Genomic DNA, 13068 nt, shown 5'->3' on the forward strand with positions numbered 1-13068 from the left:
GCTCACGGCACTGTCAGTCGGTGAACCTGGAATCTACTTTCTGGAATTTGCGCCAACCAATCATTTTTGTCCTACTGTCCCAAAAACCATGCGACACCACGCCGAATAATCTGAGTGTTACGCATAATCATTGGAATATTTAATGAAAAATGGCGCACCCGAAGGGATTCGAACCCCTGGCCTCTGCCTTCGGAGGGCAGCGCTCTATCCAGCTGAGCTACGGGTGCCTGAGCCAAAATGTGCAGGCTGGGCGATGGGATCGCCCGCTGTCCGGCAGGGCCGGATTTCGGCGCGGACAGTACACGTGCACTGGCAGCCATGCAAGCCTAATTGCGCCCCGGGGTTACAAGCGATCAGTGTTCGCTTGAAAGACCCGGCGCTTGCCGGTCGCGCGCGGCGCGGTCACACCCACCCTGACACCGGTTACATCCGTGCAACCGAAAGCGTCGTGTCGCCGACAAATGCGAATAAACTTCAAAAAATTTATACTTTTAAATCAACAAATTACGCCTTCGCGCCCTATATAGATAAAATTTTAGCGAATTAATTACCTATGATTAAGGGCCTATCCCTTATAAACCCTTGAAAAGTGTTGCGCTGGGGGTCGCGCAGTAGTCTGGCCCGCCCACCTTCCGCGACAAATTAAAACCACCTAGAAAATTGGATGGGAAACATGTTGAAGAAGTTTAACGCCCTCGTCGCCAGCCTGATCGCGCTCACTTTTGTTTTCACGGCCGCAAGTGCGCCCGCTCATGCTGATGATATGAAAGATTGGCAGATTGAGGTCATCAAGGCCGTTGCCAAAAACCAACGCTACCCGCGTTCCGCCATTGCCCGCGAAATTGAGGGCAAGGCAAAAGTACGCCTCGTTGTTGCCGCTGACGGCACGATCACCAGCCACGAAGTGGTCGAGCCTACTGGTGAAGACGTTCTCGACCGCGAGATCCCGAAACTTGTTGAAAAGCTGAGCCCGCTGCCCGCACTGCCGGGTGGTCAGACGGAACTGTCGTTCCTGCTGCCGCTCACCTGGTCGCTCAACTAACGGTTCCAGTTTCGAGACCATCCCATTCGTTACGAGTAGAAAAGCCCTGGCATATCGCCGGGGCTTTTTCTTTGCGCAGAGAGAAACTTCTGAGCGAATCACAACACACTTCGATCCGGCCTAATATCCCCAGTTCCGTAGCGGAAAGGGCGACCGGCTGATACCCCGTAAAAATGGCTGATTTCCGCGTTATTTTAGCGCTGAAATATTGTTAAAATTTTAGCTAACTGACGGTAACCATTGGTTAATCTATTTAGCGCATATGCTTGCCGCAGAATTAACCCCCTCGAGAGTTTGAATATTATGAAAAAGACCTCCCTGATTGCCGCACTCGTTGCTGGTGCCATTTTCTCCTCCATCGCGACCCCGGCTTTTGCTGACGACATGGACAGCTGGAAAAAGGCTGTTACCGCGAAACTCGTGAAGAACCAGAAATACCCCCGGTCCGCACAGGTTCGTGAAATCGAAGGCAAAGCAAAAGTCCGTCTTGTAGTTTCTGCTGACGGTTCGATCACCGCGCACGAAATCGTGGAAAGCACCGGTGAAGAAGTTCTGGACAGCGAGATCCCCAAACTCGTTGCCAAACTGAACCCGCTGCCGGCACTGCCCGCAGGCCAGGGCGACCTGAGCTTCATCCTGCCGCTTGAGTGGTCGCTGCGTTAATCGCACCCGCGAGCGGACAAGATTAAAGGCCTGCGCGATCGCTCGTGCAGGCCTTTTTCGTTCAGGAGTATCGTTGTGTTTAGGCGACCCGATCAGAGACCGCACGCCCAAAGGGTATGAGCGTGGTATCACGCGCCTCGTCTGCGAGGTCCGGATAGTCGGCGGTATAGTGCAGACCGCGCGATTCCTTGCGCATCTGGGCCGACCGCACGATGAGATCCGCTACCGTCACAAGGTTCCGGAGTTCGAGCAGATCCGCGGTCACGCGGAAGTTGCCGTAATATTCCTGAATTTCGGCAGCCAGCAGGTCAACCCGGCGTTTGGCGCGGGCGAGGCGCTTGTCGGTGCGCACGATGCCCACATAGTCCCACATGAAACGGCGAAGTTCCTTCCAGTTGTGGGTAACCACAACTTCTTCATCCGAGTCTGTTACCTGGCTTTCGTCCCAGTCGCGCACAATGGTGGCCGCGGGGTGGCCGCCAATGTTCTCAAGGATGTCGTCCGCTGCGGCGTTCCCCATCACAAGGCATTCAAGGAGGCTGTTGGACGCCATGCGGTTGGCACCGTGCAGGCCAGTGTGCGCGCATTCACCCACCGCATAAAGGCGGTCGAGGTCCGTACGGGAATGCAGGTCGATGTGCACGCCGCCGCAGGTATAGTGCGCCGCCGGCACCACGGGGATCATGTCCTTGGTGATATCGATGCCAAGCGTAAGGCAATGCCGATAAATCGTCGGGAAGTGGGAGATGACAAAGTCCGGCTCCTTGTGCGTGATATCAAGCCACACACAGTCTTGGCCTTTGCGCTTCATCTCGGCGTCGATCGCACGGGCGACGATGTCCCGCGGTGCAAGCTCGGCACGTTCGTCATAATCCGGCATGAAACGTTCGCCGTCCCGCCCCCTGAGTACCGCACCCTCACCGCGCATAGCCTCCGTGATCAGGAAGGTTTTGGCGTCAGGGTGATAAAGGCAGGTGGGGTGGAACTGGTTAAACTCCATGTTCGTGACCCGGCAACCCGCGCGCCACGCCATGGCGATGCCGTCACCGGTGGAAGCATCGGGGTTCGAGCTATAGAGATACACCCGGCTGGCGCCACCGGTCGCGATGATAGTAGCGCGCGCGGTGAAGGTCTCGACGCGGCCTTTCTCGAGGTTCAGCACATAAACGCCGTGCGCCTGGTCGTTATAGGAGGCCGGGCTCTTGAGGTGGCGGTTGGTGATGACATCAATGGCCATGTGGTGCTCATAGACGTCGATATTGGGTTCTTCGAGCACGCGGTCATTGAGTGTGTTCTGCACCGCCTTGCCCGTGGCGTCAGCTGCGTGAATGATACGCCGGTGGCTGTGGCCGCCCTCGCGCGTGAGATGATAGTCGTATCCGTCCTCGTGCGCCTGATTGACGCGGTCAAACTCGACCCCGCGGTTGATCAGTTCTTCAATGGCGTCGCGGCCGCGCTCGACCATGAAGCGGACAGCTTCCTCGTCACATAGGCCGGCACCCGCGACAAGTGTGTCATCGATATGAGACTGGATGGTGTCTGTCGCCTCAAGCACCGCGGCAATGCCGCCCTGCGCCCAGCGGGTCGAGCCGCCAGACAGTTCCCCCTTCGAGAGCACTGCCACCCGCATGTGCGGCGCGAGCTTGAGCGCGGCGGTCAGCCCCGCGGCACCGGTTCCGACGATGACAACGTCATAGGTGCGCCTCATTCAGCCGCGTCCTTCTTTGCCGCCTTGTCGCTCGTGAGCTGTAGGAAGATATCCTCAAGGTCGGTCTCGTTAGTGGAAATATCGTTGATCGTCAGGCCCGCGTCCTGCACAGCGCGCAGTACCTGCCCCACATTGCCGGTGGCTTGCGACAGCTGCACGGCAAGCTTGTTCCTGTCCCGAACGTCGGCAGTGAAGGAGGCGAGCGCCGCTGGCACAGCGTCGAGCGTTTCCGCAACCTCGATGATCACTTCCTTCTCGTCGATGCGTTTCAGGAGCTGTTTGGTGGGTTCACAAGCGACCACTTCACCATGGTTGATGATGGCGATGGTGTCGCAGAGCTCTTCCGCTTCCTCGAGGTAGTGGGTGGTCAGCACAATGGTGGTGCCGCGGCGATGAAGCTCGCGCACATAATCCCAAAGCTGCTGACGAAGCTCGATGTCCACACCGGCGGTCGGCTCATCAAGGATCAGGATCGGCGGGTTATGCACCATGGCTTTGGCCACGAGAAGACGCCGTTTCATGCCGCCCGAGAGCGTGCGCGAATAAGCGTCCGCCTTATCAAACAGATGCACTGCTTTGAGCAGTTCCTCCGTGCGGCGTTCTTCGGGCTTCACGCCGTACATGCCGGCCTGCACCTCAAGCATTTCGCGCGGGGTGAAGAAAGCGTCGAACATCAGTTCCTGCGGTACAATGCCGATATTGGCGCGCGCGTTCCGGGGGTTGTCGTCAATATCGAAACCCCAGATGCTGGCGCTGCCCTCGGTTTTATTCACAAGGCCCGCGAGGATATTGATCGTGGTTGATTTGCCGGCACCGTTGGGGCCCAGAAGCCCGAACATGGACCCTTGCGGGATTTCAAGGTCAATGCCCTTGAGCGCCAGCTTGTCCGGCGCGCCGCCACGGCCCTTGTAGACTTTCTTCAGGCCTTTGATCTCGATCGCATTTTTTGCCACTGCTTCAACCCAATCTTTAACTGTCGCGCTTAAAATACCACGAAGCGGGAAATCACGCGAACAATGGCATCCTAAGGTGCTTGTTCACGCTGCCTCGCTTGGTTATATAAGGCTAAATTTCAAATGCACGCGTTCAATTTCCAAAAAGAGAAGCCTCATGACGGTAGAAGCTCCTGAAACCAAACTGGTTACCACTAAAAAAGTCGCCTGTGATGGCGATGAGGGCGCCCTCGGTCACCCGCGCGTTTACCTGACCATGGACCACGACGGGAAGGTAGAGTGCCCATATTGTGACCGACTTTACATTTTGCAAGGCGGCCCGTCAGACACAAACAAGTGAATGTGTCGGCTTTTTTCTAAACTCACGCCTGAGGAATTTTTAGCTTAAGCTCCTCAGGTCCGACACAATTCAATTCCGGGATTTTTCATGTCCGCAGCAAACGGCAAAGAGCCGCATCTTTATCTGATTGACGGCTCCAGCTACATTTTCCGCGCCTATCATGCGCTCCCGCCCATGACCCGCGCGGACGGCACACCGGTGAACGCCGTATACGGCTTCTCCAACATGCTGTTCAAACTGCTGCAGGACCTGAACGACGGCGAGAAACCGACCCACCTTGCGGTCATTTTCGACGCCGCGCGCAAGAACTTCCGCAACGATATCTATGCCGACTACAAGGCCCACCGCCCACCGGCGCCAGAGGACCTTGTACCGCAGTTCTCCATCATCCGTGACGCAGCTGTCGCCTTTGGTGTGCCCGCGATCGAGATGGAAGGTTATGAGGCTGATGACCTCATCGCCACCTACGCCCATCAGGCGCGGGAGAAAAACTGGCGCGTGACCATCGTCAGCTCCGACAAGGACCTGATGCAGCTCCTTGACGATGGCACCGACATGTTCGACAGCATGAAGAACAAACGCTTCGGGCCCGAGGGCGCGGTCGAGAAATTCGGCGTGCCGCCCGAGCGCGTGGTGGATGTGCAGTCGCTTGCCGGTGACAGTGTGGATAACGTGCCCGGTGTGCCGGGCATTGGCATCAAGACCGCCGCACAGCTGATTACCGAATATGGCGACCTGGACACGCTGCTCGAACGCGCGGGCGAGATCAAACAGCCCAAGCGGCGCGAGAGCCTCATCGAGCATGCCGAGATGGCACGCATCAGCCGCAAGCTTGTGAGCCTCGCCAAGGATGTGCCGGTTGAGTTCGAGATCACGCACATGCAGCTTGAGGACCCGGCACCTGAACCCCTGATGGCGTTCCTCGATACGCAGAACTTCCGTTCGCTCAAGGTCAAGGCAACGCACTATTACGGTGTCGATGTCGGCGCTGACCCGGTAACCGACGCCCTCACGGTTGAAGAAACCGAGTATGAGTGCGTGACCGACTTGGCCGCGCTTGAGCGCTGGATCAAGATGGCGGAACAGAACGGCCTCGTGGCCGTGGATACCGAGACCACATCTCTGAACACCGCAGCAGCCGACCTTGTCGGCATCTCGCTCTCTGTCGACCCGGGCAAGGCTTGTTACATCCCGGTGGGCCACGCGGCAAACGGCGCTGACCTCTTGGCCGAAAAACCCAACCAACTCGATAAGGCGGCTGTGATCAAGGCGATCAAGCCGATGCTTGAGAATCCGAGCGTGCTCAAGGTTGGCCAGAACCTCAAATACGATATGTCGATCCTCGCCCGCGAGGGCATCATGATCGACCCGATCGACGACACCATGCTGATGTCCTACGCGCTCGACGCAGGCAAACATGGCCACGGCATGGATGAGCTTTCTAGCCTGCATCTCGACATCACGCCGGTCTCGTTCAAGGAAGTGGCGGGCACCGGCAAGAACCAGATCACCTTCGATCAGGTCCCACTTGATAAAGCCACCCACTACGCCGCCGAGGACGCGGACATCACCGGACGCCTGTGGCGTATCCTCAAGCCCCGCCTTGCGGCTGAGAAGGTGACAACCGTTTATGAAACGCTCGAGCGTCCGCTCGTCCCTGTGCTGTCCGCCATGGAGCGGGAGGGTATCAAGGTTGATGTATCCGTGCTTCGGAAACTCTCGAACGAGTTTGGCGCGGGCATCGAGCGGCTCGATAAGGAAATCCAGGAGATGGCCGGGCGGCCGTTCAACGTGAATTCGCCCAAGCAGCTTGGCGAAATCCTGTTCGACGAACAGGGCCTGCCGGGCGGCAAGAAGTCATCGAAAACCGGCGCGTGGCAAACCAATGTGGACGTGCTTGAAAAACTGGCCGCCGAAGGACATGAAATCCCCGCGAAGGTGATGGAATATCGCCAGTTCTCAAAGCTCAAGAGCACCTATACGGATTCGCTCCAGAACGAAGTGAACAAGCGTACGGGCCGGGTGCACACGAGTTTCCACTTGGCAAGCACCACCACAGGCCGCCTGTCGTCAAACGATCCGAACCTGCAGAACATTCCGATCCGTACCGAGGAAGGCCGCAAGATCCGCCGCGCTTTCATCGCCGACGAAGGCAATGTGCTGATCGCGGCTGACTATAGCCAGATCGAGCTTCGCCTCTTGGCCCACATCGCGGACATCGGCACGCTCAAGCAGGCATTCGCCGACGGCACGGACATTCACGCCATGACGGCCTCTGAAGTGTTCGGCGTGCCCATTGAAGGCATGGACCCGATGGTGCGCCGTCAGGCCAAGGCGATCAACTTCGGCATCATCTACGGCATTTCGGCCTTCGGCCTCGCACGCCAGCTGGGCATCAGCCGCGGCGACGCACAGGGCTATATCGACGCCTATTTCGAGCGTTTTCCCGGCATCCGCAACTATATGGATGAGACTGTCGAGTTCGCGAAAGAACACGGCTATGTCACCACGCTCTTTGGCCGCAAGTGCCATATCTCGGCGTTGACCGACAAGAACCCGATGAAGCGCGGCTTTGGCGAGCGTGCGGCGATCAACGCGCCCATTCAGGGTTCGGCGGCTGACATCATCCGCCGTGCCATGATCCGCATGCCGGGTGCACTGAAGGACGCTGGCCTTTCTGACGTGCGCATGCTCTTGCAAGTGCATGACGAACTGGTCTTCGAAGCGCCCGTGGGGCTGACGGAAAAAGCCATCCCGGTTATCAAGGAAACCATGGAAAACGCGGCCCTGCCAGCGCTTGAGATTTCTGTGCCGCTTGATGTGGACTGCGGCACCGGCAAAAACTGGCAGGAAGCCCACTAAGCCGCCAACGCTTTTGTGAAGTGACGACCCCACGCCCGCTGGCCATACTGGTTTGTGGGGGATTAAGGGGATTTGTATGAAGAACATCTGGACCGCGACGCTTGCTGCACTGATGATTAGCCTACCTACATTTGCTGCTGGCACCCTCTCGGACAACATAAGATTCGACAGCCAGATCCTTGGCTACGAGATGCAGTTCCGCGCCTATATTCCTGAAGGCACCAAGAAGGATGACAGCCTGCCGGTGGTCTTTGTATCCGACGGCCAGTGGTATCTTGGCGACGGCCAAATGGCAGAGGTGCTGGATGCCGAGATTGCAGCCGGCCGCCTGAAGCCGGTGATCGCGATCTTTGTCGACAGCGGCGAGCCAGGGAACCCCAAGAACAATCGCCGCAACGACCAGTTCATGTGCAACCCCACCTACGCGCAGTTTTACCGGGATGAACTGATCCCGACAGTAGAGGCCGCTTTCCCCGTTGGCAAAACCCGCGAAGAACGGTTGATCATGGGCCTATCGTTCGGCGGACTGAACGCCGCCTGCTTTGGCCTGATGATACCAGACAGTTTTGCCAATATCGGCATGCATTCGCCCGCAAGCGGCGAACACCTCAAGCTGCTGGCGGATATGTACGGCAAGCAGGACAAACTGCCGCTCAAAATGTATTTCTCCACGGGCACCAAAAACGATAACACCAAGGAAGCGCGCAAGTTTCATAAGGTACTCAAGCGCAAGGGCTATGATGTGACTTATACCGAGGTACCCTTCGGCCATGAGTGGGACAATTGGCACCCACTTATTGACGACCTTCTGTTAACTTTTTTCCCGGCAAATCCTTAACAGGCCTTGCCTAAGCACGGTTTCAGGCTCATGTTACCGGTCGCACGGCCCTCCCCAAACTCGGCCGCGTTTTTCTGACGGCGCGATTTATTCCGGCGCCGCCTCATAAAGACAGCGAGGCATTTTATGCACCTGAGCAAAGAAAATACGGCCGGGCTTGCGCTCTTGCTCGGCAGCGTAGTGGCGCTTATGCCGCTCTCCATCGATATGTACCTCCCCGCCTTCAGCGACATTGGTGCTCATTTCGGCACCGTACAGTCGCAGGTAGAACTATCCCTTACCGTTTATTTCATTGGCGTGGCGCTGGGCCAGCTTGTCTATGGCCCACTGGCAGACAAATACGGCCGCCGCATCCCGCTGATCATTGGCTTGTCCATCGCGGCAGTCACGTCACTGGCCTGCGCGGTGGCACCGAGCGTTGAACTGTTTGTCATCTCCCGCTTTTTCCAGGCGCTTGGCATGTGTGCGGGCGGTGTTATCTCACGCGCAATTGTGCGGGATATGTTTGAACCCATTGATGTCGCGAAATTCTTTTCGCTCTTGATGCTGGTCATGGGTGTGGCGCCTATCCTTGCCCCCATCGTTGGGGCGCAACTCGCGATCAATTTTGGCTGGCAATCTATTTTCTACCTGATCGCTGCGGTGTGCGTTATCGACATCCTGTCGGTCAGCTTCCTATTGCCTGAAACGCGCGAGCCCAACCCCGGCGTACGTCTCAGTGCCACGTTCAGCACCTACCGCGACATCATCAAGGACCGGCATTTCCTTGGCTATTCCATGGCAGGCGGCGCAGCCTTTTCCAGCATGTTCGCCTATATCACAGGCTCTGCCTTTGTGCTCATCGACTATTATGGTGTTGCGCAGGAGGATTTTGGATTCTATTTCGGTGCCAATGCGGCGGGCTTCATTGTCATGAGCCAGCTTAACCGTTGGCTCCTCAAGCACTTCAGCTACAAGGTCATCTTCCACACGGCACTCAAGGTGCTTCTCGGCGCGGGCATCGCGCTCGCGATCTGTGGTGTGGTGGGCGTACCGCTGTGGGTCTTCCTCATCCCGCTGTTCATCTATATCGCATCGCTTGGTGTGGTTTCACCCAACGGTATGGCGGGGGCGCTAGAAGGCGAAGCACGGCGCGCGGGTGCGGCGAGTGCACTGGCAGGCAGCCTGCAATTTTCGCTCTCCTTTGTATTCTCAGGCGCAGTGGGCATCATTCACGCGGCTGACCCGCTGCCCTTATGTCTGATCATTTTGTCAGGAGCGGTGATCGCTAACCTGTTCGCCCGCATGACCAAAGGTCCGGCCAGAAAAGCCGCTGCGTAGGGCATAAAACAAACAAAAAAGGGCGGCCCCTGGGGCCGCCCATTTCTATTCTTGTCCCCATGAGATCAGGCAAGGAAGTGCGTGAACACGTAAAACAGTGCCGCTGACAGAAACGCGGACGCCGGGACCGTGATGACCCACGCTGCGCCAATGGTCAGCATTTCGCGGCGGCGCACGAGGCGGCGGCGCTCACGCTTCTTCTTGTCGCTTTTACTTTTGATCTTCGCATTTGGACGCGTGGACAGATATTCGCGCAGGAAGCCCACACCAAACACGCCGCCCACAGCAATATGGGTGGAGGAGACCGGCAGCCCGAGCCAGCTGGCGGCAATCACCGTGATGGCAGCAGACAGCGCGACACAGAAGGCGCGCATCTGGTTAAGCTTGGTGATCTTTTCACCTACGGTGCGGATAAGCTTGGGACCAAACAGCAGCAGGCCGATCGAAATACCGATCGCGCCAATCACCATGACCCAGAACGGCAGGGCCACTTTACCCGTGCCCATGTCCACACTTTGCGCCGCGCTGACAATAGCCGCGAGCGGGCCAACCGCGTTTGCTACATCGTTTGCACCGTGCGCAAAGGAGAGCAGCGCAGCAGAGCAAATGAGCGGTACGGTAAAGAGCTTGGCCACCGATTTGCGGCGGTTTTCAAGCCCGCGGGAACTTCTGGCCACCAGTGGCTTGGTCGCGGCCCATGTAACAGCTGCACCACCAATACCGATCAGCCACAGCTGGCCAATGCCCGGCGACCACAGTTTCTTCAGGCCCTTCATCACCAGATACATGGAGAAAGCGCCAGCCATGATCGCGATGAAAACCGGCACCCAGGTGCGCGATGCTTCGAGCATATCATCCTTGGCAAGGATAAGCTTCTTGATCATGAACAGGAAACCTGCCGCGATCACCCCGCCAAGCAGTGGAGAGATCACCCAGCTGGCGGCAATCGCCGACATCTGACCCCAGTCCACGCTGTTCATGCCTGCGGCGGCGACACCCGCACCCACAACACCACCCACGATGGAGTGCGTGGTGGAGACCGGCGCACCAAGCCATGTGGCGAGGTTGAGCCAGAGGGCAGCAGCCAGAAGCGCGCCCATCATGGCCCAGATGAAGGTCATCTGGTCGGCCATGGCGGCGGGGTCAACAATGCCCTTGCGGATGGTGGAAACCACATCACCGCCGGCAATAATCGCGCCCGCAGCTTCAAAAATGGCCGCAATAAACAGCGCGCCGACCATAGTCAGTGCCTTGGAACCAACGGCCGGGCCGATGTTGTTGGCCACATCGTTCGCACCGATGTTCATAGCCATATAGGCGCCGATGACGGCCGCAGCGATCACAAAGATGCCGGTCGGACTGTCGGCCTGTGTGGTTGCCGCGTAAATCAGTACAAGTACGAGGAAAACGACTGCGAAGCCGAGATTGACAACCTGGCGCCCCTGTTCCCTTGCACCTGCCCGAAAGCCCTGCAGCTTCTCCAGGTCTACGTTGACCTTATGCTTTTCCATGCTTTGCCCTTCCAATTTGCGGCACAAGACCCCCCTTAGCCGCTTTTCGCGCCTTATAACAGCGCGCGGCGAAAATGTAACAAAAATGTCAAATTTCTGGAGGCGATAAAAAAGGCGACCGTCAAGGCCGCCTTTTCATTATCTGTTTCGGGACTATTTTCCGGCGCGCTGTTCGTCACGCATCGCCTTGAATTCACTGCCTTCTCGCCAGTTTGGCCAGACAGTGGAATCGATAATCAGGCGGCCGGTATCATAGTAAAGCCGAAGGTCTTCAACCGCACCCGTGAGGTCCCAGCTATCGTCATATTCGTCCGCTGGCAAATGGTAGCGATTCTCAAGATACTCGGCCTCAAGCCCTTGCACAAAGGCGCGGCCTTTCTCGATATGGTCAGTGCCCGCACCCGGATAGAGCATCGGCACGCCGCGCTTTGAAAGCTCAAAATGGTCGGAGCGGTAGAAGTAGCCCTTCTCCGGTTCCTGATCGCCCATAAGCACCCGGCTTTTCGCATCTGCGGCCTGTTTGAGGTAGTCATCCAGCTCAGAATTGCCGAGGCCGATCACCGTCACATCATGGGTCGGGCCATAGTAGTTGAGGCCGTCCATGTTAAGGCCACCAACCGTTTTATCCAGCGGGAACAGGGGGTTGGCTGCATAGAAGGCGGAACCCAGAAGGCCTTGCTCCTCCGCCGTGACTGCAAGAAACAGCACGGAGCGTTTCGGCTTTTCCGCCGCGTGCGCGTATTTACGGGCCAGTTCAATCAGGCCTGCCGTACCGCTTGCGTTGTCAAGCGCACCATTATAGATGCCGTCGCCCTCAGCGGTCGGGTCGGTGCCGATATGGTCCCAGTGCGCCATATAGATGAAGACCTCGTCCGGGTGCTCGGAACCCTCCACGTAGCCCGCCACGTTGCGGGAATTGATGTGGTTAGTCTTGCTATCAAAGGCGGTGGAGAAGGTGACACCCATAGGCACAGCCTTGAAGCCGGGCTGGGCTGCGGCCTCTTTCAGCGCCGCGCGGTCAAGACCGGCGAGAGTGAACAGTTTGTCCGTCGCTTCGGTCGTGATCCAACCCTCAGCACTTGCGAGCGAGGCGCCTTCGTCAGCGCGGACCATGTCAAACTGCGGGCCGGTCCAGCTGCTGTCGACTGTGCCCCAGCCGTAGGCGGCGGGCTTGGTTTCGTGGATGATGAGGGCCGCGGCGGCACCCTGACGGGCGGCTTCATCGAACTTATAGTTCCAGCGGCCATAATAGGTCATGGTGTTACCTTCAAACACCGCCGGGTCCTGGGTCGCAAAGCCCGGGTCATTCACGAGGATGACCACGGTTTTGCCTTTTACATCAATGCCTTCATAGTCGTTCCAGCCGCGCTCCGGCGCGTTGATGCCGTAGCCGACAAACACCATTTCACTATCCGCGACCGAGGTGGCCTCACCGGACTGATGACGGGTCCAGATCACCTGGTCATTGCGGAAGGCAAGGTCGACTGTCTCATCGCCTTTTTTGAGCGTAACCCCAGGGTTTTCAAGGGTTTCAACCGATACAAGCGGTACATCCTGAATGAAGCTGCCACCGTTTGCGCCCTTCAGGCCCGCTTCGCGGAACTGGGTCTCGATATACCGGACCGTCAGTTCCTCGCCGGGCGAGGCTGGGGCACGACCGCCAAACTCGTCCGATGCCAGGATCTTGACGTGCTCGGCCAGCGCATCAGCGCTCATCTCATAACCGGTAGAGGATTGATTTTGTTCTTCTTTTCCAGCGTTCTGCCCGCTCTCACCACAAGCGGCGAGGCTGAGCACCAACGCGGAAACTGTCAGCAGTTTTTTCACGAAA

General features: G+C 57.7%; 10 protein-coding genes and 1 tRNA gene. 6 read left to right on the plus strand and 5 right to left on the minus strand.

Going from position 1 to position 13068, the window contains the following annotated elements; translation table 11 throughout:
- Positions 1-150: 150 nt before the first annotated feature.
- Positions 151-227 (minus strand) — tRNA-Arg (locus tag B150_RS0103010).
- A gap of 446 nt (positions 228-673) precedes the next feature.
- Between B150_RS0103010 and B150_RS0103015 the strand changes: the two genes are divergently transcribed.
- Together B150_RS0103015 and B150_RS0103020 are read left to right on the plus strand one after the other, a co-directional pair.
- Positions 674-1042 carry an energy transducer TonB gene (locus B150_RS0103015; protein ID WP_020398404.1) on the plus strand — a complete coding sequence of 123 codons (369 nt, stop codon included), beginning with the start codon at positions 674-676 and terminating at the stop codon, positions 1040-1042.
- Between the two features lie 303 nt (positions 1043-1345).
- Positions 1346-1705, plus strand: a complete 360-nt coding sequence (locus B150_RS0103020) for an energy transducer TonB (protein WP_020398405.1) — start codon at positions 1346-1348, stop codon at positions 1703-1705.
- A gap of 79 nt (positions 1706-1784) precedes the next feature.
- Here B150_RS0103020 and nadB read toward each other — a convergent pair whose 3' ends face one another.
- Positions 1785-3413 carry an L-aspartate oxidase gene (nadB, locus tag B150_RS0103025; RefSeq protein ID WP_020398406.1) on the minus strand — a complete coding sequence of 543 codons (1629 nt, stop codon included), beginning with the start codon at positions 3411-3413 and terminating at the stop codon, positions 1785-1787.
- Positions 3410-4366 (minus strand): ABC transporter ATP-binding protein, encoded by a 957-nt coding sequence (locus B150_RS0103030; RefSeq protein WP_020398407.1) that lies wholly within the window; start codon positions 4364-4366, stop codon positions 3410-3412. The genes nadB and B150_RS0103030 overlap by 4 nt, the downstream gene beginning before the upstream one ends.
- A gap of 157 nt (positions 4367-4523) precedes the next feature.
- Here B150_RS0103030 and B150_RS23580 point away from each other — a divergent pair, with 157 nt between their 5' ends.
- From B150_RS23580 to B150_RS0103050, 4 genes are all read left to right on the plus strand, one after another.
- Entirely contained in the window at positions 4524-4706 is a 183-nt protein-coding gene (locus B150_RS23580; protein ID WP_020398408.1) for a zinc-finger domain-containing protein, read from the plus strand.
- 87 nt (positions 4707-4793) lie between these two features.
- On the plus strand, positions 4794-7568 hold the full coding sequence (gene polA, locus B150_RS0103040) for a DNA polymerase I (protein WP_020398409.1): 2775 nt from the start codon (positions 4794-4796) through the stop codon (positions 7566-7568).
- 76 nt (positions 7569-7644) lie between these two features.
- Positions 7645-8406 carry an alpha/beta hydrolase gene (locus B150_RS0103045; RefSeq protein WP_020398410.1) on the plus strand — a complete coding sequence of 254 codons (762 nt, stop codon included), beginning with the start codon at positions 7645-7647 and terminating at the stop codon, positions 8404-8406.
- Between the two features lie 126 nt (positions 8407-8532).
- The gene (locus tag B150_RS0103050; protein WP_020398411.1) at positions 8533-9726 is read left to right on the plus strand and encodes a Bcr/CflA family multidrug efflux MFS transporter; all 1194 of its coding nucleotides are present in this window, start codon (positions 8533-8535) and stop codon (positions 9724-9726) included.
- Positions 9727-9791: 65 nt separating this feature from the next.
- Here B150_RS0103050 and B150_RS0103055 read toward each other — a convergent pair whose 3' ends face one another.
- Together B150_RS0103055 and B150_RS0103060 are read right to left on the minus strand one after the other, a co-directional pair.
- Entirely contained in the window at positions 9792-11237 is a 1446-nt protein-coding gene (locus tag B150_RS0103055; protein ID WP_020398412.1) for an inorganic phosphate transporter, read from the minus strand.
- 153 nt (positions 11238-11390) lie between these two features.
- Complete coding sequence (locus B150_RS0103060) at positions 11391-13064, minus strand: M28 family metallopeptidase (RefSeq protein ID WP_020398413.1); 1674 nt, start codon at positions 13062-13064, stop codon at positions 11391-11393.
- Between the last annotated feature and the right edge of the window lie 4 nt (positions 13065-13068).

Source organism: Kordiimonas gwangyangensis DSM 19435 = JCM 12864 (assembly GCF_000375545.1).
Lineage (GTDB): Bacteria > Pseudomonadota > Alphaproteobacteria > Sphingomonadales > Kordiimonadaceae > Kordiimonas > Kordiimonas gwangyangensis.

Excerpts from the sequence above, each read along its gene's own strand:
- nadB (WP_020398406.1), bottom strand. The coding sequence starts at position 3,413 with ATGAGGCGCACCTATGACGTTGTCATCGTCGGAACCGGTGCCGCGGGG.
- B150_RS0103045 (WP_020398410.1), top strand. The coding sequence starts at position 7,645 with ATGAAGAACATCTGGACCGCGACGCTTGCTGCACTGATGATTAGCCTA.
- B150_RS0103050 (WP_020398411.1), top strand. The coding sequence starts at position 8,533 with ATGCACCTGAGCAAAGAAAATACGGCCGGGCTTGCGCTCTTGCTCGGC.
- polA (WP_020398409.1), top strand. The coding sequence starts at position 4,794 with ATGTCCGCAGCAAACGGCAAAGAGCCGCATCTTTATCTGATTGACGGC.
- B150_RS0103015 (WP_020398404.1), top strand. The coding sequence starts at position 674 with ATGTTGAAGAAGTTTAACGCCCTCGTCGCCAGCCTGATCGCGCTCACT.
- B150_RS0103020 (WP_020398405.1), top strand. The coding sequence starts at position 1,346 with ATGAAAAAGACCTCCCTGATTGCCGCACTCGTTGCTGGTGCCATTTTC.
- B150_RS0103055 (WP_020398412.1), bottom strand. The coding sequence starts at position 11,237 with ATGGAAAAGCATAAGGTCAACGTAGACCTGGAGAAGCTGCAGGGCTTT.
- B150_RS23580 (WP_020398408.1), top strand. The coding sequence starts at position 4,524 with ATGACGGTAGAAGCTCCTGAAACCAAACTGGTTACCACTAAAAAAGTC.